Annotated in this window: 21 protein-coding genes, 2 pseudogenes and 1 other annotated feature; of the genes and pseudogenes, 20 read left to right on the plus strand and 3 right to left on the minus strand. The window is 37.8% G+C overall.

Features of this window, described 5'->3' with window-relative positions; all coding sequences use genetic code 11:
• Positions 1–34 precede the first annotated feature (34 nt).
• The 8 genes from PY093_RS08615 to pheA all read left to right on the plus strand — a co-directional run bounded on the left by PY093_RS08615 (position 35) and on the right by pheA (position 6,517).
• Positions 35–1,513 (plus strand): Rne/Rng family ribonuclease, encoded by a 1,479-nt coding sequence (locus PY093_RS08615; protein WP_275645483.1) that lies wholly within the window; start codon positions 35–37, stop codon positions 1,511–1,513.
• A 130-nt stretch (positions 1,514–1,643) separates the two neighbouring features.
• Positions 1,644–1,722: a sequence feature (ribosomal protein L21 leader region), on the plus strand.
• Positions 1,723–1,736: 14 nt separating this feature from the next.
• Positions 1,737–2,045 carry a 50S ribosomal protein L21 gene (rplU, locus tag PY093_RS08620; protein WP_275645484.1) on the plus strand — a complete coding sequence of 103 codons (309 nt, stop codon included), beginning with the start codon at positions 1,737–1,739 and terminating at the stop codon, positions 2,043–2,045.
• 9 nt (positions 2,046–2,054) lie between these two features.
• Positions 2,055–2,387: a ribosomal-processing cysteine protease Prp gene (locus PY093_RS08625; protein ID WP_275645485.1), complete on the plus strand. Its 333-nt coding sequence runs from the start codon at positions 2,055–2,057 to the stop codon at positions 2,385–2,387.
• 12 nt (positions 2,388–2,399) lie between these two features.
• Positions 2,400–2,690 carry a 50S ribosomal protein L27 gene (rpmA, locus tag PY093_RS08630; RefSeq protein WP_275645486.1) on the plus strand — a complete coding sequence of 97 codons (291 nt, stop codon included), beginning with the start codon at positions 2,400–2,402 and terminating at the stop codon, positions 2,688–2,690.
• A 507-nt stretch (positions 2,691–3,197) separates the two neighbouring features.
• A complete protein-coding gene (locus PY093_RS08635) occupies positions 3,198–3,737 on the plus strand; it encodes a sporulation initiation phosphotransferase B (RefSeq protein ID WP_275645487.1) in 540 nt (179 codons plus the stop codon).
• A 44-nt stretch (positions 3,738–3,781) separates the two neighbouring features.
• The gene (gene obgE / locus PY093_RS08640; RefSeq protein ID WP_275645488.1) at positions 3,782–5,071 is read left to right on the plus strand and encodes a GTPase ObgE; all 1,290 of its coding nucleotides are present in this window, start codon (positions 3,782–3,784) and stop codon (positions 5,069–5,071) included.
• A gap of 109 nt (positions 5,072–5,180) precedes the next feature.
• Complete coding sequence (locus PY093_RS08645; RefSeq protein WP_275645532.1) at positions 5,181–5,642, plus strand: ACT domain-containing protein; 462 nt, start codon at positions 5,181–5,183, stop codon at positions 5,640–5,642.
• 14 nt (positions 5,643–5,656) lie between these two features.
• Entirely contained in the window at positions 5,657–6,517 is an 861-nt protein-coding gene (pheA, locus tag PY093_RS08650; RefSeq protein ID WP_275645489.1) for a prephenate dehydratase, read from the plus strand.
• 383 nt (positions 6,518–6,900) lie between these two features.
• Here pheA and PY093_RS08655 read toward each other — a convergent pair whose 3' ends face one another.
• Positions 6,901–7,437 (minus strand): transcription repressor NadR, encoded by a 537-nt coding sequence (locus PY093_RS08655; protein WP_275645490.1) that lies wholly within the window; start codon positions 7,435–7,437, stop codon positions 6,901–6,903.
• Positions 7,438–7,452: 15 nt separating this feature from the next.
• On the minus strand, positions 7,453–8,583 hold the full coding sequence (locus PY093_RS08660) for an IscS subfamily cysteine desulfurase (protein ID WP_275645491.1): 1,131 nt from the start codon (positions 8,581–8,583) through the stop codon (positions 7,453–7,455).
• Positions 8,584–8,730: 147 nt separating this feature from the next.
• Between PY093_RS08660 and PY093_RS21290 the strand changes: the two are divergent.
• The 12 genes and pseudogenes from PY093_RS21290 to yajC form a co-directional block, all read left to right on the plus strand.
• A pseudogene (locus tag PY093_RS21290) lies at positions 8,731–9,027 on the plus strand (FAD-binding protein); the annotation flags it as partial.
• A 6-nt stretch (positions 9,028–9,033) separates the two neighbouring features.
• Positions 9,034–9,741: pseudogene (locus PY093_RS08665) on the plus strand (quinolinate synthase); the annotation flags it as partial.
• A 464-nt stretch (positions 9,742–10,205) separates the two neighbouring features.
• The gene (safA, locus tag PY093_RS08670) at positions 10,206–11,744 is read left to right on the plus strand and encodes a SafA/ExsA family spore coat assembly protein (protein WP_275645493.1); all 1,539 of its coding nucleotides are present in this window, start codon (positions 10,206–10,208) and stop codon (positions 11,742–11,744) included.
• Between the two features lie 137 nt (positions 11,745–11,881).
• A complete protein-coding gene (gene nadE, locus PY093_RS08675) occupies positions 11,882–12,622 on the plus strand; it encodes an NAD(+) synthase (protein ID WP_275645494.1) in 741 nt (246 codons plus the stop codon).
• Positions 12,623–12,757: 135 nt separating this feature from the next.
• Positions 12,758–13,633 (plus strand): YhcN/YlaJ family sporulation lipoprotein, encoded by an 876-nt coding sequence (locus PY093_RS08680; protein WP_275645495.1) that lies wholly within the window; start codon positions 12,758–12,760, stop codon positions 13,631–13,633.
• 196 nt (positions 13,634–13,829) lie between these two features.
• Positions 13,830–14,411, plus strand: a complete 582-nt coding sequence (locus tag PY093_RS08685; protein WP_275645496.1) for an intercompartmental signaling factor BofC — start codon at positions 13,830–13,832, stop codon at positions 14,409–14,411.
• Between the two features lie 173 nt (positions 14,412–14,584).
• The gene (gene ruvA, locus PY093_RS08690) at positions 14,585–15,196 is read left to right on the plus strand and encodes a Holliday junction branch migration protein RuvA (RefSeq protein WP_275645497.1); all 612 of its coding nucleotides are present in this window, start codon (positions 14,585–14,587) and stop codon (positions 15,194–15,196) included.
• A 19-nt stretch (positions 15,197–15,215) separates the two neighbouring features.
• A complete protein-coding gene (gene ruvB / locus PY093_RS08695; RefSeq protein ID WP_275645498.1) occupies positions 15,216–16,217 on the plus strand; it encodes a Holliday junction branch migration DNA helicase RuvB in 1,002 nt (333 codons plus the stop codon).
• A 16-nt stretch (positions 16,218–16,233) separates the two neighbouring features.
• Positions 16,234–16,416 carry a DUF2905 domain-containing protein gene (locus PY093_RS08700; protein ID WP_275645533.1) on the plus strand — a complete coding sequence of 61 codons (183 nt, stop codon included), beginning with the start codon at positions 16,234–16,236 and terminating at the stop codon, positions 16,414–16,416.
• 23 nt (positions 16,417–16,439) lie between these two features.
• Positions 16,440–17,465: a tRNA preQ1(34) S-adenosylmethionine ribosyltransferase-isomerase QueA gene (gene queA / locus PY093_RS08705; RefSeq protein ID WP_275645534.1), complete on the plus strand. Its 1,026-nt coding sequence runs from the start codon at positions 16,440–16,442 to the stop codon at positions 17,463–17,465.
• Between the two features lie 111 nt (positions 17,466–17,576).
• Positions 17,577–18,716, plus strand: coding sequence for a tRNA guanosine(34) transglycosylase Tgt (tgt, locus tag PY093_RS08710; RefSeq protein ID WP_275645499.1), 1,140 nt, complete (start codon positions 17,577–17,579; stop codon positions 18,714–18,716).
• 32 nt (positions 18,717–18,748) lie between these two features.
• Positions 18,749–19,009: a preprotein translocase subunit YajC gene (gene yajC / locus PY093_RS08715; RefSeq protein WP_275645500.1), complete on the plus strand. Its 261-nt coding sequence runs from the start codon at positions 18,749–18,751 to the stop codon at positions 19,007–19,009.
• Positions 19,010–19,217: 208 nt separating this feature from the next.
• On the opposite strand, the gene PY093_RS08720 is transcribed toward yajC, so the two are convergent.
• A complete protein-coding gene (locus PY093_RS08720) occupies positions 19,218–19,604 on the minus strand; it encodes a TIGR04086 family membrane protein (RefSeq protein ID WP_275645501.1) in 387 nt (128 codons plus the stop codon).
• Positions 19,605–19,784 lie beyond the last annotated feature (180 nt).

The following is a 19,784-nucleotide window of genomic DNA, read 5'->3' on the forward strand; positions in this document are numbered from 1 at the left end:
GGTCGTAGAGAATAAGTAAAGTGAGGATAAATAATTGGATAGGTTAATTTTAAATCTAACAACGAGGGAAAAGCGTGTTGCGGTAATAGAGAATGATCAGGTTGTACAATTTATAATCCAACAACCTCAAAGTAACAGCGTTGTAGGCAATGTTTATATTGGGCGAGTTATGGATGTAATTCCAGGAATTCAGGCAGCATTTGTAGATATTGGTATTGATAAAAACGCATATATTTCCAGGGAGAAGCTACTGTCATATCAAAATTTGGCACTGGCACTTGAGGATAAAATGCAAATGAGTATCTCACAGTTCGTCCATCAAGGTCAGGAGATCCTTGTTCAAGTTACGAAGGATAGCAGTGAATTAAAAGGTCCGACTCTCTCAGAAGTTATTGAGCTTCAAGGAGAATACCTTATCTATTTACCAGAAAGCAAAACAATTACTATATCACGTAAAATAAAGAATGAAAAAGACCGAAAAACATGGCAAGCCTTCACTACTAAAGAGTGTACGGAGAATGAAGGACTTATAGTAAGAACTTCATGTGAAAATCAAGATACTGCTGATGTACTAAAGGAATTACAAGATTTAAGAACTAAATATAAAAAAATCATCGACATGTGGAAAACGACAACGAAAAAACCGAGCTTATTATATGAAAGAAACGATACCATTGATCGTGTGTTAGAAACATATCGTAGTGGAAAATCAGGTGAAATAATTGTAGATGACTTTAGCGCATTTCAAAATTTTAAAGGTAAAGCAGAAGATGGCATTGTTAAATATTACAATGGTAAGGAAAATATATTTTCACATTATGGAATCGAATTTGAAATAGAAAATGCTTTAAAAAGAACTGTCTGGTTAGAAAGTGGAGCCTACTTAGTTATTGATAATACGGAAGCCATGACTGTAATAGATGTAAATACTGGCAAGTTTCAAGGGAAATCAAGTTTAAGAGATACTGTTTTAAAAACAAATGTTCAAGCAGCGAAAGAAGTTGCTAGACAACTGCGTTTAAGGGATATTAGTGGGATGATCTTAGTAGATTTCATTGATATGGGTCGCCGTCAAAGTGATAAACAATTGGTTATCGATACAATTAAAACCTCCTTACAAAGGGATCCAATGGTTACAAAAGTTCTAGGCTTTACATCTCTTGGCATTCTAGAATTAACTCGTAAAAAGGTTCAGCATAGCTTAGATCAGACTATCCAGATAACGTGTCCAATGTGTAAAGGAACAGGACGGCAACTATCTCCTGAATCGATTGCTTTTAGACTTGAACGTGAATTATGGGAACTTAGAGGTATGGAACACGAAGCTATTTGGATTGAAGCTCCAAAGACTGTAATTGATTTTGTAAAAGGAACAAATAATGAGCATTTAGAGAGACTTCAAGAAGCATTAATGATCTCAATTTACATCACTGAACGCTCTACAGAAAATAGGTCTTATTCTATTCGTCACATTGGCTCAAAAATGGAGATTGAAGAACGAATAAAAAAGTGATAAAATAGATAGTACTGAATTGGGAGGTCCAATGTAGACTATTGGACCTCTTAATTAGTTGTGTCGTTATATTTTATATTGACATATTTTTTTATTAATGATAATATTTTAATGTTATTGTTTGTAGCACCCAATGCTACAACCGCACAGAACAGGTAGTAAGAACTCACTTTGTGGGGCGCCTGTGTATGGCGAGTCTGAGTCTAAATTAGGAGGTGCAATTATGTACGCTATTATTGAAACTGGTGGAAAACAAATCAAAGTTCAAGAAGGTCAAGAGATCTACATCGAAAAGCTTGACACTGAGCAAGGTGGAACAGTTACATTTGACAAAGTTTTATTCGTAGGTGGAGACAATGTTAAAGTTGGTAGCCCTACTGTAGAAGGAGCAACTGTTACTGGTAAACTTGAAAAACATGGTCGTGGTAAAAAGATCACTGTTTTTAAATACAAAGCAAAGAAAAACTACCGTCGCAAACAAGGTCACCGTCAACCTTACACTAAAGTTGTAATTGAAAAAATCAACGCGTAAGGTAATTCGATGATAAAAGTAACGATAGAACGCCTAAGTAATAGGCTTATTGAATCGTTTACAGTTAGTGGACATGCTAATTTCGCAGAACATGGTTCAGATATTGTTTGTGCGGGCGTGTCGGCAGTTTCGATTGGTACAATAAATGCAATAATAGCACTAACTAATATCACCCCTCATATAGAGCAGGGTGGCAAGGGTGGCTTTCTCCGCTTTGTGGTTCCGAAAGAATTATCAGAGGAAACGGATGAGAAAGTGCAATTGCTTTTAGAAGGTATGCTTATTTCTTTACAAACCATCGAAAATGATTATGGGCAATATATAAACATTACAATAAAGTAGGAGGTGAATGTCATGTTAAGATTAGACCTTCAATTCTTCGCTTCTAAAAAGGGAGTAGGTAGTACTAAAAACGGTCGTGATTCAATCTCGAAACGTTTAGGTGCTAAACGTGCTGATGGTCAATTCGTTTCAGGTGGATCAATCCTTTACCGTCAACGCGGTACAAAGATTTATCCAGGTGAAAACGTTGGCCGTGGTGGGGACGATACTTTATTCGCTAAAGTTGATGGAGTAGTTAAATTTGAGCGTTTAGGTCGTGACCGCAAACAAGTAAGTGTATACCCAGTTGCACAAGAAGCGTAAGCTTTCTTAAGAAACTCTAACCTGATGTGGTTAGAGTTTTCTTTTTTGAAAGATAATAAAGTATAAAAGTTTGAACCTAGTTTTAGTGTCTAGCTCCGGGCGCCATCGGACCTGAGGTCATAAGACAATCCGTCTGGAAGGTCAAAGAACAACCTTCGAGACGGCTAGTCTTATGCTTGTCGCCGATAGGCGGGCGCGCCTTGCGCTTTTCTTAAAAGATAAGAAAGTATAAAAGTTTGTACCTGGTTTTAGTGTCTAGCTCCAGGCGCCATCGGCTCGAGGTCATAAGCCATTTCCTTTAAGAAGGAAAAACCACCTTCTTAAAGGAACCGTCTTATGCTTGTCGCCGAAAGGCGGGCGCCCTGCGCTTTTCTAAGTTATAAACATATTAGGTATCGATTTCAAATTCGACAATATCGAGAAAATTTATTACTTAAGTTAGTTTTATTTGGTATTGTTTGTTATAATTTTTTAAATAAGATTCTAATTATGTAGGAGTTTATAATGATGAAAAAGGACTGGGAGATTGTTGAAGTACTAAGTCATTCAAGACATGATTGGCTCAATAAAATTCAATTAATTAAAGGAAACCTTTCACTAGGTAAGATTGATAGAGTAAAAGAAATTATCGAAGAAATCGTTATTGAATCCCAAAATGAATCGAACCTGACAAACTTACGTTTACATTCATTAGCTGAGCTTTTAATGACCTACAATTGGGAACAGCATCACTTTCGGTTAGAGTATGAAGTTTTAGGTGGTATTAAAGATTTGTCTTGGTGCGATGAGCAAATACATAACTGGTGTGTACGTTTCTTTTCAATTTTAGACATTTCGATTGATGTAAATAGTGATAATCATTTGAGCATGTCTATTGAGACTTTTAACGAAGAAGTCCGATTCTTTTTTGATTTTAGTGGAATAATAACAAATATTGAACAACTAAATAATTGGTTTCATGAACAACAGTCTAACCAAGATTTTATCCAATTAACTGAATTTCAAATTCATAATGGGGAACTGATGGCTGTTATAAGTACTATTTAGAAGCTTCTTTAATGTTGCGGCTAAAAAGTGAACGGAGGGAAAGTATGTTTGTCGATCAGGTCAAAGTATATGTAAAAGGCGGAGATGGCGGTAACGGGATGGTTGCATTTCGCCGTGAAAAATATGTACCAAATGGGGGTCCAGCAGGCGGAGATGGTGGTAAAGGTGCAGATGTAATATTTGAAGTTGAAGAAGGTTTACGAACGCTAATGGATTTCAGGTACAAGCGTCATTTCAAAGCCGACCGTGGTGAGCACGGAATGTCCAAGGGGATGCACGGGAAAAATTCGACTTCAATGCTTGTAAAGGTACCACCAGGGACGATTGTGACAGATGAGGCAACTGGACAAGTACTAGCAGACTTAACAGAACATGGTCAACAGGCTGTCATTGCAAAAGGGGGGCGTGGTGGAAGAGGAAATACCCGATTTGCAACACCAGCTAACCCTGCTCCTGAGATTGCCGAGAATGGTGAACCAGGTCAAGAACGTAATGTCATTTTAGAGTTAAAAGTATTAGCAGATGTCGGACTTGTTGGCTTTCCAAGTGTTGGGAAATCAACGTTATTATCAATAGTTTCATCTGCAAAACCAAAGATTGCTGAATACCATTTTACAACGATCGTGCCAAATCTAGGTGTTGTTGAAACAGATGATGGAAGAAGTTTTGTTATGGCAGACCTACCTGGATTAATTGAAGGTGCCCATCAAGGTATTGGTCTTGGACATCAATTCTTACGTCATATTGAACGTACCCGTGTAATTGTTCACGTCATTGATATGTCTGCAATGGAAGGCCGTGATCCGTACGAAGATTATTTAACAATAAACGCTGAGCTAAAAGAGTACAATCTTCGCTTAATGGAAAGGCCGCAAATTGTTGTAGCAAATAAAATGGACATGCCTGAATCAGAGGAAAATCTTACATTATTTAAAGAGAAGCTAGGCGAAGATGTTAAGGTCTTTCCTATTTCAGCAATAACCAGGCAAGGTCTACGAGATTTATTGTTTGAAGTGGCTGACTTGGTTGAAACAACTCCTGAGTTTCCAATGGAAGAAGTCGAAGAAGACGATTCAGAACATAGAGTGCTTTATAGACATGAAAAAGAAGAAATTGATTTCGTAATCACACGCGAAAGTGATGCTACCTTCGTTATAACCGGGGATCGAATTGAGAAGCTCTTTAAAATGACAAACTTCCAACGTGAGGAATCAATAAGACGTTTTGCCCGACAACTTAGAGGAATGGGCGTTGATGCAGCACTTCGCGAAAAAGGTGCTAAACATGGGGACACTGTTAGGCTTGAAGATTATGAGTTTGAATTTGTCGAATAAAGTTTTTCTGATACTGTGTTAAAAATAAGGCACGTCAATTAAGAACGTGCCTCACTTGAATATACTTAAATCAATCAGTCAACATTATAGACCCGAAGGTGGTGGTATTCTGAACAATAATAAGAAAAAATTAGATGAAAAATTTTATCTTGTCCGTGAGGATGTTTTACCTGAGGCAATTAAGAAAACGCTCGAGGCAAAAGAACTGTTAGAACGAGGCAAAGCAAATTCAGTTGCAGATGCAGCTCAGTTAGTAGATTTGAGTAGAAGTGCTTATTATAAATATCGGGATACCGTTTTTCCTTTTCATACCGTGGTAAAGGAAAGAATCATTTCTCTTTTTTTTCATTTAGAGGACCGGTCAGGTACACTCTCTCAACTATTAGGGGTGGTAGCTGCCTCAGGCTGTAATGTGTTAACGATTCATCAGACGATACCGCTTAGAGGTAAGGCAAATGTTACGTTATCACTAAATACAGCTGGTATGACAGAGGAAGTTACCGAGCTCCTTACTAAGCTAAAGCGACTTGAGTTTGTTGACAAAGTAGACGTTCTTGGAACAGGGGCATAAGGGGAGAATATTATATGGTAAATAGAAAAATTAGTTTTTTGGGACCTAAAGCAACGTTTACAGATATAGCTGTAAACAGTTTATTTCCTGATGATGTTGGGGTACCATATCATACAATCCCAGAATGTATAGATGCTGTAGAAAATAATGAGGTCGAATTTACAGTTGTTCCTCTTGAGAATACGATTGAAGGCTCTGTTAACCTAACAATTGATTATTTAGTGCATGAACAGCCATTACATATAGTAGGAGAACTCGTAGTACCAATTCGCCAACATTTAATGGTTCATCCTGCTAACCAAGCTAAGTGGGAAGAGATAATTACAATCTATTCTCATTCACATGCTATTGCTCAGTGTCATAAATTCCTTCATAAACGATTGCGCCAGTCTACCTATGAATATATGACATCAACAGCAGCAGCAGCAAAGCATGTATGTGACCATCCAGAAGAGAATATAGGGGCAATCGCAAACGAATTAGCTGCAAAGGAATATGGATTATCTATAGTAGAACGTAATATTCATGATTATGACAATAACCATACTAGATTTGTAGTCCTACATAAAGATAGGGTCAACATTACTCCCACTAATTTAGTTCCAATTGGTGATAAAACTACCATTATGATTACCTTACCTTCAGACCAAGCAGGGGCATTACATCAGGTCCTATCAGCTTTTGCTTGGCGAAAGCTAAATTTGTCTAAAATAGAATCTAGACCTATGAAAACAGGTCTTGGAAATTACTTTTTTATTATCGATATAGAAAGTAAATTAGACGATATCCTTATCCCAGGGGCAATTGCTGAACTAGAAGCATTAAGCTGCTCGGTAAAAATACTCGGCACTTATCCATTCTTTCTTAAAAAGTAACAAAAATCCTTACTGGTTGTAAGGATTTTTTGTTGTTTAGGAATTTATAAAATTGTAAGGTTGTGTATAACTTCGAGTCTTTGTCTATCTACGTCCAGCTCCGGGCGCCATCGGCTCTATGGTATAAGCCAATCCCTTCCCGAAAGCAAAAAACGCCTTCAGTCAGGGCTCGTCTTATGCTTGTCGCCGAAAGGCGGGCGCCCTGCGCTTTTCTTAAAAGATAAGAAAGTATAAAAATTTGTACCAAGTTTTAGTGTCTAGCTCCGGGCGCCATCGACTCGAGGTCATAAGCCAATCCGTCCGGAAGGTAAAGAACAACCTTCCAGCCGGCTTGTCTTATGCTTGTCGCCGATAGGCGGGCGCGCCTTTCGCTTTTCTTATTGTTACTCCAATAAAAAGCCAGCCTTTTTTAATGATTGACAAGCTGCATCTAGTTTCGCGGTTGAATTTGCTTCAAGGGTATGTAGGTGTGTACCATCTGTAAGTTCCGACAGATAAGAAGATTTCGTTTCTTTAATTTTAGTCATAAACGTATCAACTTCTTTTCGGCTACTTACCATGATTGATGCAGTTAAATCCCCGTATACGGGATGCTCAATCCTCACATCCTTTACTGTAACTCCATGGTCAACAATCATTGTAAGCTCATCAATTGTTTGACCAGGAGTATGATAACAAGCTACTACACGTTCAAAAGTATCGCTAGTCGATTCGGTGTTTAAGTAGATGTAGCCTTGACTTGTCGCTAAAATTGGCTCATTTCTTGCTTTGAGAAGTGAAATATCTTGAACAATTACTTGTCTACTAACATTTGTCTTTGCAGCCAATTCACTACCAGTCATAGGTTCTCTCGTATCCTTAAGCCATTCAAGAATTAAATCTCGTCGACTCTCACCTAGGATTTTTTTTTCATCCTTCATTTTCCCACTCCCTCCCTACTTTTTATTTTCTAGTAAATTTTTAAACACATCTATTGTTTTATCGATATCATCAGTAGTTGTATATTTTCCGAATGATAACCGAATAAATTGTTTAGCATTTTCTGGTGATTTGCCAATTGCAAGCATAGTCTTAGAGGGTGTCTGTTGCCCGACTTGACATGCACTACCAGTAGATATTGCAATGCCGTAGCGATTACATTCTAACATGGTATATTGCCCTTCAATGCCTATTAATAGTAGTCCTAGAATATTAGGTAGCTGTTTAAAAGAATCATTCAACATTTCAAACGGATAATTTAAATTTTCAACACCATCTATGAGTCGCTTCCTAAGCTCAAGTATACGACTTTGTTCAGAGGTCATTTCATTATATATCAGTTGTGCAGCAGTTACAAAACCAGAAATGCCTGGTACATTCACAGTTCCAGGACGAAATCCACCTTCATGTGTAGTGAATGGAAATTGTCCTTGCCATTTTACAATAGGATTGATGTAAACAGCTCCAACACCTTTGGGGCCATATATTTTATGACTAGATATTGAAATACTATCAACGCCTATGTCAATTACATCTAATGGAAGTTTACCAAAGGATTGTACACAGTCACTATGAAAGATAATGTTATGCTTTTTTAGAATAGCACTAATTTGCTTTAAGGGCTGAATCACACCTATTTCTGAATTGACATGATGGATAGAAGCTAAAATTGTTTGATCTGTAATGGCGTTTTCTAGTTCATCTAAATCAACCTCACCATGTGAGTTAACGTGTAAATAAGTAACGATATACCCATCACCTTCAAGTCTTTTACAAAGATTTAAAATGGAAGAGTGTTCTAATTGAGTCGTTATTATTTGGTTACCTCTTTTTCTATTAGCGCTAATTAACGATTGAATGGCGAGGATGTTGGCATCAGAACCACCACTTGTAAAATAGATCCCCTTTGTATCAGCATTAAGTAATAAAGCCAATTCTTCACGGCAACCCTCAAGAAGGTTTTTAGCCTTTGTACCAATGTCATGTAAGCTACTTGGATTTCCATACATTTTTTTCGCAACGTCACTATACACTTGCAATGCCTCATCTCGCATTGGCGTGGTTGCGGCATAATCTAAATAAATCATGGTCTAACACCCTTTCAAAAAGCTTAATACCATTGTATACCTTGATAGTAACTGATTTGAACATACATATAAATAAAAATAGCTTGTTATTATTTTAAATATGTGTAAATATAGTTGTCAAGACAGTAGTAATGAAGAGGTGACAAGATGCCTTGTGAAGATAGAGATGTAATCATTGTTGGCAGTGGTATTTCAGCACTAATGCTAGCTGACAAAATTACTGCATTTAAAAATGTGGTTATTCTTACAAAGTCAAAAAATGATAAAAGTAATTCCATGCTCTCACAAGGAGGTATCGCGGTATCTATTAGTTCCTCTGATCATTGGTATAACCATTTCAAGGATACTTTGAATGCCGGCTGTAACCATAATGATCCAACTGCTACAAAGGTCCTTGTAGAAAATGGCCCTCCTTCTATAAAAAAGTTAATAGACGGAGGTATGCAGTTTGATCGGATCATTCCTATTACATATGTAAATTCAACAGCTGCAATTAAGGCTTTTGTTGGTGAAAATGGTGGAGCAACAGTAACTTCTTCAAACGCAAAAAAAATGCTTAAATGGGCATTTACACAAAAAGAGCGGATCTTATTTTTACCTGATCAGCATTTAGGTAGGAATACTGCTTTTGAAATAGGAGTCCCCTTAGAGAAAATGGCTGTGTGGAATCCTACTTCCGATCAGATTGAATATGTTGGTAATCTTCAAGACGTAAAAGTTATCCTATGGAAAGGTCATTGTTCTGTTCATGAAAATTTTACTGTTGAAAATGTAAATGAAATTAAAAAAAACAAACCGAGTATGAACATTATTGTTCACCCAGAATGTAGCAGAGAGGTTGTTGCCTTAGCTGATTATGTTGGGTCTACAAAATATATTATCGAAACAATCGAGAATGCTCCAAATGGCAGTAAGTGGGCAATTGGAACGGAAATGAATCTTGTCAATCGTCTGATAGAAAATCATTCAGATAAAGAAATAGTGTCACTTAACCCCCATATGTGTCCCTGTCTAACAATGAATAGAATTGATTTACCTCATCTTTTATGGGTACTTGAATCACTGAAAAGAGGAGAAATTATTAATCAAATTTCAGTCAATGAGACAATTGCCAAGGGTGCAGTTCTAGCTCTCAAACGGATGCTTACAAGGGCATAGATAAGTAAGTAAAGCGTTAAGACACCAGCTTCCGAGGCACATTGAGTAAATCCCTGTAGTGATCATCGACATCACCACATCTGGTGCAAGTAAAGCTTAAAACGGTCGGTCTCTTTAAAATGTTAGTTTTTCCTTCTTAAAGTGATCGTCTTATGACCTCGGACTGATGGTGCCCTGTCCGGACACTTAAACTAGGTACAAAAGTTTATACTTTGTACAAAGACGATCTTCACACATGTATGTGAAGGTTAGTCAAACTTATAGAAAAGTAATGGTAATCCTAAGTGTGTTATTTTTTGGGAATTATAACTTGTAAAAAAATTTTTTTCTAGCTTTCTATAAGCCCTGACGCTCTTTTTACTCATATTACTTCCAAAAAACGCATAAGTTGTGATGAAGCATAGTGGCAATTTGCCTACCGTCACATAGTATGTAAAGACTTATGTACAGGAGGGGAACTATAAGTGAAAATCCATGTTGTGCAAAAAGGGGATACTCTTTGGAACATTGCTAAAAAATATGGTGTAAACTTTGAAGAGTTAAAACACATGAACACACAACTAAGTAATCCGGACATGATTATGCCAGGTATGAAAATAAAAGTTCCAACCGGAAATGTACCTGTGAAAAAAGAAGTTCAGAAAAATGTCGGGATGGTTAAAGAAAGTGTTAAAAAAGAAGCGCCAATTGTTGCACCAAAAGAAGTAAAGAAGAAAGTTGAACATCCATATGCTGATATCACACCACCGCCAATACCAGTAGTTGAAGAAGTAGCACCAATTAAAGAGCAAAAGAAGGTAGGTCCATATATTCCAAAAATGCCTAAACCAATGCAGCCGGTTGAAATAGATATTAATAATTACAACTTAATGCAAATGTCAATGCCACAAATTCCACAAGTACCACCAGCACCTACAAACATTTTACCAGGTATGATGGCACCTGAAAAAGAAGAAGAGCCTGAAGTAGCCGGAGTTCAAGAAGAGATGCCAGAGGCACCTCAGCAAATACCTTATACTCCTCCACAGCCACAGCTGGCAGAGTATCCTTGTGTACCTATTTCACCTGTTTTACCAGGATCTGGTTTGGGTCCGTTTGCATGCCCACCACCTACTCCTCCATTTCCATATCAAGGGGCACAAATGCATCCTTATGGAGGATACCCAGTACCAGGATACCAGCAGGCAGCGAATCCAGAAATGTTTGATGATGCCGAGGATGAATTACCACCAGAAATGCCCAATTTACCACACGGAATGGGTGGAGGACAGCCGGTAATGCCATATCCAAATGCTGGGTTAGGAGGTTTTGGTGGTTATCCACAGTCATCGTACCCACAAGGTGGAAGTCCAGAAATGTTTGATGAGGATCAATTCCCGCAAGGACTACCAAATGATGCTGGAGTATTTCCACAACAAGGTTTTCCTGGACCAGCGCAACCATTCGGAGTTCCACAAGCAGGCTTTGGAGTTCCTGGTTATCAATATGGAGCACCACAGCAAGGACCTGGAGTGCCAGGTCAGCAGTTTGGAGCACCACAGCAAGGTTTTGGTGTACCAGGTCAGCAGTTTGGAGCACCACAGCAAGGTTTTGGTGTACCAGGTCAACAGTTTGGAGCACCGCAGCAAGGTTTTGGTGTACCAGGTCAGCAGTTTGGAGCACCGCAGCAAGGTTTTGGTGTACCAGGTCAACAATTTGGAGCACCACAGCAAGGTTTTGGTGTACCAACTCAGCCATACGGAACACCATATCAAGGCTACGGAGGTGTACCAACTCAGCCATATGGAACATCACACCAAGGCTACGGAGGAGCACCAGCTCAGCAATATGGAGTGCAGCCTGGATTCCCACAAGCCCCAGGGGGAGCAGTTCATCCATTCGGATACGGAGGTCCTGGAGGAGCGCCAGTTGGTGTAAACCCTTATCAACAAATGCCATTTAATCAACCATACAACCCGATGTTTGCAATGCCAGATTTTGATGAAGATGATTTCGACGATTAAAATACGAAGAGACGATTTTTTACCTAAGTCGTCTCTTTTACTTTTTAATAAATTTAGTAATTCACTGCTTAAATTGTTGACCAGTTAAAAGATATGCTACTATAAACAAAAGGAATTCATGAAAGGAAGTAATAGCCATGGAAGAAAAAATTTCAAAGCTGGTTAATTGGATTAAAGGAGAGGTCGAAGGTGCTGGGTTAAAAGGAGCTATCGTTGGGGTAAGTGGTGGTATTGACTCCGCAGTCGTTACATATTTAATAAAAAAGGCATTTCCAGATTCTTCGTTAGGACTAGTACTGCCTTGTAAAAGTAGTGAAAATGATAAAGTTGATGCTTTGAAAGTAATTGAAGCATCCGGCATAAGTCATCATGAAATAGACCTAACAGCAACCCATCAGACTCTTTTTTCTGAAATAGAGAGTCAACTTAAAAAAAGCGGAGATTGGAATAAAGAAACAGCTAAACTAGGAGATGCTAATACTAGAGCAAGACTTAGGATGACCACATTATATGCTGTTGCAAATAATTATGGTTACCTTGTGGTAGGTACAGATAATGCTGCCGAATGGCATACAGGCTATTTCACCAAATATGGTGATGGTGGCGTTGACTTAGTCCCACTTGTTCATTTTACAAAAGGTGAAGTAAGAGAAATGGCAAAGGTACTAGGTGTACCGCAAGATATAATCACAAAACCACCAAGTGCTGGCTTATGGGAAGGTCAAACAGACGAAAATGAGATGGGAACAACCTATAACATGATTGATAAATACCTAAAGGGCGACGAAGTGCCAAATCATGATAAACAAATAATTGAAAAGCTGCATGAAAGATCTCATCATAAACGTAGCTTAGCAACTGCACCACCCAAATATTAATTGATGAAAAAATAAAGGTAGGTGTTCACGAAACTACCGAAAGTTTACAGATATATTATACCCGCTTAAATGCCAACCTATATTTGAACGTCGGAAATGTTGATGTTCACGAGGCTAAATAAGGGGGTATTTCCATTGAGGAAAAAAATTCTTACATTATCAGCGACAGCATTAATGTTAGGTGGTCTGGTTGCGTGTAATACCGACGAAGGAGCTATGGGTACACGAAACGCAGATAACGCTAGACCAATCGGTTATTATTCAAATGAAAATAATAATCGTGGCGTAGGTGACCAAAACGGAAATGCCTACACTCTAGATGATAATGATGGTCCTTTAACAGAGATGTTTGACCGAAATGGAAACAATAACGGTAACAATAATACGCGTTATGGAACCTTAAATAGAGATAATAATAACAACCGAAACGACAATAATCGGTTTGGAACCCTAAACAAAGATAATAACAATAATTCCGGGATCTTTAACAGAGATAATAATAACAACGGTAGAAACAATACTATTTTAAACCGTGATAGAAACTTAATGGACGGCAATGGCGCCAAAAGAGATAATAATCGATTTAGCCGTGGAGATGCTAATTATCATGGTCATGTAAATGACAATAATGACCGAAGAAATTCTACAGGCTACACTAACAATTATGATGGTGACCTTGTCAGACGTATAACAGACCGTGCAGAACAGGTAAAAAATGTCGATGATGTTCGTGCAGTGGTTATGGGAAATAATATCATTGTTGCTGTTGATACCGACGATAAGAACGATAAAAATGTTAAAGATGAAGTTCGAAACGTTGTACAAACACTTGCTAAAGGTAAAAATATAAATGTAGTAACAGATGAAGCAACATTCAGCCGAGTGAGAAACCTTGATAATGATATCCGAGAAGGTAACAGTAGAGATACAATAAACACAGATATGAATGATTTGTTTGAGAATATTGGCGATACTATTCGTCGTCCCTTTACAAATAATAATAACAGTTAAACAAAGTGGTCGGTCCAAACTTGGGCTGACCCTTTTTAAGCTAATCAGAATTTATAAATTCTAAAAACGAATAAGTGCTTTGTCCTTTCGGAACGCTACTCGGAGAGTTTTCTTTAATTTATTTGGATAACTCTGCTAATTTTGGGTCACACTATTTAGTGAGTTGCTGGAAATATAAGCAAGAGGTGAGGGAATAATGAAAAAACTAATTAATCGTGTTACGATTTGGACTGCCATAATCTTATTACCTATTTCGTTGTCAAACATTTCATTTTCAGAATCAAATAACAATGGAGCAGAGATTAATGCATTATTGGCTGCTTCAGACAAAGTACATGAAGTGAACGGTCCGTTAACTGTTACCGTAATTTTAGAACGACAATATATGGATGGAGAAGTAAGTGAAGAAATTGTTGAAGAGACAATTTGGTCCATGGAAGATTTTTGGGCACAGTATGAGAACTGGCAACTTGTTCACCAAGATGAAGAACAAGTTGTTTTTCAACAAAAAATAGATGATATATCACCTTTATTAAAGTCAAACGGATATTTTGGTATTACTGATGATGGGGTGCTATCCATCTTTGAAGGTAAACCAGATAAATCGACAAAGGTTATACAATCCTTCTTTCAAATAGATATTGAGAAACTAGAAAGTCACCAACACAACCAGTTAAAGGAAGGCATAAGAGTTGATTCAAAAGATCATTATGTAAATATAATCGAGACCTTTAAAACCTTTTCTGCAACACCTATAAGCAAAACGAGTAAAGACTAGTTCAATACGCTAGTCTTTCTTTTAATTTTATCAATAAAACGAAATGCTGGTTACCTTAACTTTTGGATGAAAAAGGTATTATCGCCACCCTCTAAAAAACAAGTAGATTTTCTTCATGTTTCTAAATCCAATATGATAAAATGGGTTACAGATAGAAAGAGGAGAGAAGCTATTTGATTGAATTTATTAAAGGCTATATTAATTACATAAATCCAGAATATATCGTTGTCGAAAATAATGGTATTGGATACCAAGTATTTGCCCCAAATCCGTTCGCATTTAATAAAAGTGATGACCAACTCATTACGATCTATACATATCATTATGTTCGTGAAGATACATTAGCCCTTTACGGATTTCAAACACGTGAGGAACGTGCTTTATTTGTCAAACTTCTTAATGTGTCTGGAATAGGTCCAAAGGGTGGTTTAGCTATTCTAGCATCAGGACAACCAGGGCAAGTAGTTAGAGCGATTGAACATGAAGATGAAAAGTTTTTAGTTAAGTTTCCTGGTGTTGGTAAAAAAACAGCTCGCCAAATGATTCTTGATTTAAAGGGAAAACTTCATGATTTAGTACCAAATATACAGCATGATTTGTTTAATCCAAATGACAACACTCTTGCTGATCCTTCATCCTCTGTTGCGTTAGACGAAGCAATTGAAGCGTTAAAAGTACTAGGCTATGCAGAGCGGGAAATCAAAAAAATCATCCCTGAGTTATTGCAAGAAACAATGACAACTGACCAATATATAAAAAAAGCATTACAAAAGCTTTTAAAATAGCAGGGGGGTTTAAATACTAATGGAAGAACGAATTGTCTCCAGTGAAGCGGATATTGACGACTCGTCACTTGAACAGAGTTTACGCCCACAAACGTTACAGCAATACATAGGACAAGATAAAGTGAAATTAAATCTTTCCATTTTTATTGAAGCAGCAATAATGAGACAGGAAACATTAGATCACGTATTATTATATGGTCCTCCCGGATTGGGGAAAACAACATTAGCAACCATTATTGCAAATGAAATGGGTGTAAATATTAGAACAACATCTGGTCCAGCTATTGAGCGACCTGGAGATCTTGCAGCTGTATTAACTGCATTAGAACCAGGAGATGTTTTGTTTATTGATGAAATTCACCGTCTGCATCGATCTGTTGAAGAAGTCTTATATCCCGCGATGGAGGATTTTTGTTTGGACATCGTTATTGGTAAAGGTGAAACAGCAAGGTCTGTTCGGCTAGATTTACCTCCATTTACGCTTGTAGGTGCAACAACGAGAGCAGGTTCGCTTTCAGCCCCTCTACGAGACCGGTTTGGGGTGTTAAGTAGACTTGAATACTACAATGAAGTTCAACTAACAAATATTGTGGAACGAACGGCGGAAATCTTAAATGTTCAAATTGATTCTAATGCTGCGATAGAAATAGCGAGACGCTCCCGGGGTACACCAAGGATCGCAAACCGATTATTACGTAGGGTAAGGGATTTTGCACAAGTACGTGGCAATGGAATTATCACACTTGATCTGTGTAATAAAGCGTTGGAACTCCTTCAAGTGGATAGTTTAGGATTGGATCATATTGACCATAAATTACTTAAAGGTATCATTGAAAAGTTTCGTGGTGGCCCAGTAGGACTAGATACAATTGCCGCTACCATTGGTGAAGAATCCCTTACAATTGAAGATGTTTACGAACCATACTTATTACAAATAGGCTTTTTACAAAGAACGCCTCGAGGTAGAGTCGTGACAGATTTAGTATACAGACACTTTCAAATGGAAATTCCTAAGGAGTGAGGACACATTGGGTAAAATGTTAATGATCGTGGGTATCGTATTATTGATTATTGGTATGATATGGCAGTTCATTGGCAAACTGCCTGGTGATATCGTAGTTAAGAAGGGAAACACAACATTTTACTTTCCAATCGTAACTTCAATAGTAGTAAGTGTAGTCCTTTCATTTATTTTTTACGTGATGGGACGATTTAGATGAGAAGAAGGAAATAGGTGATAATGATGAAGGTAGATTTATTTGATTTTCATTTACCAGAGGACCTAATTGCCCAGACTCCTTTAGAGGATAGGGAGGCCTCGAGGTTACTCGTTCTTGATAAGAAGACGGGTAAGTTGCAGCATGAGACCTTTAGAGCAATTCTTTCCTATTTACAGGAAGGTGATTGTCTTGTTTTAAATGACACTCGGGTCTTGCCTGCCCGATTATACGGCGAAAAGGAAGATACTGGTGCAAAAGTTGAGGTTTTACTTTTAAAACAAGAAAAAGAAGATACATGGGAAACACTTATTAAGCCAGCAAAAAGGATCAAAACGGGTAGTGTTATATCATTTGGTGATGGACGTTTAAAAGCTATTTGTACAGGAATTAGTGATCATGGTGGAAGAACACTTACCTTTCAATATAAAGGTATATTTTATGAAGTGTTGGATTCATTAGGTGAAATGCCGCTGCCACCATACATAAAAGAGCAGCTTGATGATAAGGAACGTTATCAAACGGTGTTTGCCCGAGAACGGGGATCGGCGGCTGCTCCAACAGCTGGATTACACTTTACGGAGGGTTTATTAGAGGAAATTAAAGCAAAAGGTGTACATATAGCATTTATAACATTGCATGTGGGACTAGGAACGTTTCGACCAGTAAGTGTTGAATCAATAGATGAACACGATATGCACGCGGAGTTCTATCAAATGACAAAAGGGACAGCACATTTATTAAATGATGTGAAAAAATCTGGTGGACGAATAATCTCGGTTGGGACTACTTCAACGAGAACGCTTGAAACAATTATAAATGAGCATGGGAAATTTGTTGAATCAAGTGGCTGGACAAGCATCTTTATTTTTCCAGGTTATGAGTATAAAGCAATTGATGGATTAATCACAAACTTTCATCTGCCAAAATCAACATTAGTGATGTTAGTAAGCGCACTTGCGGGAAGAGAAAATGTGATAAATGCTTATGGGCAGGCAGTGAAAGAACGATACCGCTTTTTTAGTTTCGGTGATGCTATGCTTATCGTGTAAGGGCAGCTCACGCTAAGGTATTCCAGCTGGATATGTGTCTTTATATTGTAATAAAGTACTTTAGAAACTAAGAGCAAGGATAACCGGAGAGTTGAAGGGAGAATATAGCAATTGACAGCAATTCGATATGAATTAATTAAAACATGTAAACAAACTGGAGCAAGACTTGGAAAGGTTCATACACCACATGGATCATTTGATACTCCTGTTTTTATGCCTGTTGGAACGCTAGCAACAGTAAAAACAATGTCACCTGAAGATCTGAAGGAAATGGGTGCTGGGATTATTTTAAGTAATACGTATCATTTATGGCTTCGTCCAGGACATGATATTGTTGAAGAAGCAGGAGGTTTGCATAAATTTATGAATTGGGACCGCGCCATTCTAACAGACTCAGGTGGCTTTCAAGTGTTTAGTTTAAGTGAATTTCGCGAGATCAAAGAAGAAGGAGTTCATTTTCGCAACCACTTAAATGGCGATAAATTATTTTTATCACCAGAAAAAGCAATGCAAATTCAAAATTCACTTGGCTCAGATATCATGATGGCATTTGATGAGTGTCCACCTTTTCCAGCAGAATATGATTATATGAAAAAATCGGTGGAACGTACGAGTCGCTGGGCCCAAAGGTGTTTAGAAGCTCATAAACGAACTGGGGATCAAGGATTATTTGGAATTGTTCAGGGCGGGGAATATGAGGAGCTACGTAAGCAAAGTGCTAAGGATTTGGTATCTTTAGACTTCCCGGGCTATGCTATTGGAGGATTATCTGTTGGTGAACCAAAAGATGTGATGAACCGAGTGTTGGACTTCACTACACCTTTATTACCTACGAATAAACCAAGATATTTAATGGGTGTTGGTTCACCTGATTCGCTTATCGATGGTGCGATTCGAGGGATAGATATGTTTGATTGTGTATTACCAACCAGGATTGCACGCAATGGTACACTAATGACTAGCGAAGGAAGATTAGTTGTTAAAAATGCTAAATATGCAAGGGATTATCGTCCAATTGATGAAAATTGTGATTGTTATACTTGCCGAAACTATAGTCGTGCTTATATTCGTCACCTAATAAAATGCGAAGAAACGTTTGGAATTAGATTAACGACTTATCATAACCTTCATTTTCTGTTAAAATTAATGGAGCAGGTTAGACAAGCAATTCAGGAAGATCGACTTGGTGATTTCCGTGAAGAATTCTTTGAGCGCTATGGTTTTAATAAACCGAATGCAAAAAACTTCTAGCTGCATATGAATTATTGAAAGGGGTGAACAGAATGGATTTATTAGGAACGGTTGGGCCATTAGTATTAATGTTTGCAATTTTTTACTTTTTGTTAATTCGTCCACAACAAAAGCGTCAAAAAGCAACACGACAAATGCAGTCAGATCTTAAAAAAGGTGATAAAATTGTCACTGTTGGTGGACTACATGGTATTGTTGACGGTATTGATGAGGACAAGATAGTTCTAAAAGCAGGCGACGGAGCAAGACTTACATACGATCGTCAAGCGGTACGTGAAGTGAAAAACGATTAATCAAGAAAAGAGCATTCCGACTTTGGAAGGCTCTTTTTTTAAAAGATAAGAAAGTATAAAAGTTTGTACCTAGTTTTAGTGTCTAGCTCCGGGCGCCATCGGCTCGAGGTCATAAGCCAATCCCTTCCCGAAGGCAAAAAACGCCTTCAGTCAGGGCTCGTCTTATGCTTGTCGCCGAAAGGCGGGCGCCCTGCGCTTTTCTTAATTATTATGCCCTTGAAGGTGTTGTCATATTAACACCAATTATCCCTCCCAAGATAGCTGTTCCGAGAAATCCTAGATTATAGAATAATTGTTCGGTTGAGAAAGTAGTATCGTAGCCAAGATATTGAAACAAAAAAACAACTAGTATATATAAGATTCCAGTTGCGCCTCCCATTAGCCACCCTTTTTCTTTACCTTTTCCTCCAGAAACAAAGCCCCCAACGAAAAGTGCTAGAAAAGATATGATTAAAATAACCCATGTTAAAGAAGATTCCTGCATTGACGTAAACCTCAATAATAGTGAAAATATTAGACTGGAACCAAGTATTACAATAAATGTTGCCAACACTCCATAAACCATAGCGATACCCATGTTTTTCAATTTGATCATTCCCCCTACTTAAATAAATTGAGTTGACAGAAGTGTGTTAGCTTTATAAGTTTGATAGTTACTTATGCAACTCTTTATTCGTTTAGTTCTTACAAATAGAACTAGCCTTAGTACGAGCATATTCATGTCCAAAAAAAATTAGAATAGAAATATTTTTTGGGACTACCATCATATGATGTA

Origin of the sequence: Cytobacillus sp. S13-E01 (genome assembly GCF_029193815.1) — a bacterium.
GTDB lineage: Bacteria > Bacillota > Bacilli > Bacillales > Bacillaceae_L > Bacillus_BV.

What these genes read in the sequence shown, in the direction of transcription:
- yajC (WP_275645500.1), top strand. Translation starts at nt 18,749, where the DNA reads ATGGATTTATTAGGAACGGTTGGGCCATTAGTATTAATGTTTGCAATT.
- nadE (WP_275645494.1), top strand. Translation starts at nt 11,882, where the DNA reads ATGGAAGAAAAAATTTCAAAGCTGGTTAATTGGATTAAAGGAGAGGTC.
- rplU (WP_275645484.1), top strand. Translation starts at nt 1,737, where the DNA reads ATGTACGCTATTATTGAAACTGGTGGAAAACAAATCAAAGTTCAAGAA.
- queA (WP_275645534.1), top strand. Translation starts at nt 16,440, where the DNA reads ATGAAGGTAGATTTATTTGATTTTCATTTACCAGAGGACCTAATTGCC.
- rpmA (WP_275645486.1), top strand. Translation starts at nt 2,400, where the DNA reads ATGTTAAGATTAGACCTTCAATTCTTCGCTTCTAAAAAGGGAGTAGGT.
- obgE (WP_275645488.1), top strand. Translation starts at nt 3,782, where the DNA reads ATGTTTGTCGATCAGGTCAAAGTATATGTAAAAGGCGGAGATGGCGGT.
- PY093_RS08660 (WP_275645491.1), bottom strand. Translation starts at nt 8,583, where the DNA reads ATGATTTATTTAGATTATGCCGCAACCACGCCAATGCGAGATGAGGCA.
- ruvB (WP_275645498.1), top strand. Translation starts at nt 15,216, where the DNA reads ATGGAAGAACGAATTGTCTCCAGTGAAGCGGATATTGACGACTCGTCA.
- pheA (WP_275645489.1), top strand. Translation starts at nt 5,657, where the DNA reads ATGGTAAATAGAAAAATTAGTTTTTTGGGACCTAAAGCAACGTTTACA.
- PY093_RS08655 (WP_275645490.1), bottom strand. Translation starts at nt 7,437, where the DNA reads ATGAAGGATGAAAAAAAAATCCTAGGTGAGAGTCGACGAGATTTAATT.
- PY093_RS08720 (WP_275645501.1), bottom strand. Translation starts at nt 19,604, where the DNA reads ATGATCAAATTGAAAAACATGGGTATCGCTATGGTTTATGGAGTGTTG.
- PY093_RS08635 (WP_275645487.1), top strand. Translation starts at nt 3,198, where the DNA reads ATGAAAAAGGACTGGGAGATTGTTGAAGTACTAAGTCATTCAAGACAT.
- PY093_RS08700 (WP_275645533.1), top strand. Translation starts at nt 16,234, where the DNA reads ATGTTAATGATCGTGGGTATCGTATTATTGATTATTGGTATGATATGG.
- PY093_RS08685 (WP_275645496.1), top strand. Translation starts at nt 13,830, where the DNA reads ATGAAAAAACTAATTAATCGTGTTACGATTTGGACTGCCATAATCTTA.
- PY093_RS08625 (WP_275645485.1), top strand. Translation starts at nt 2,055, where the DNA reads ATGATAAAAGTAACGATAGAACGCCTAAGTAATAGGCTTATTGAATCG.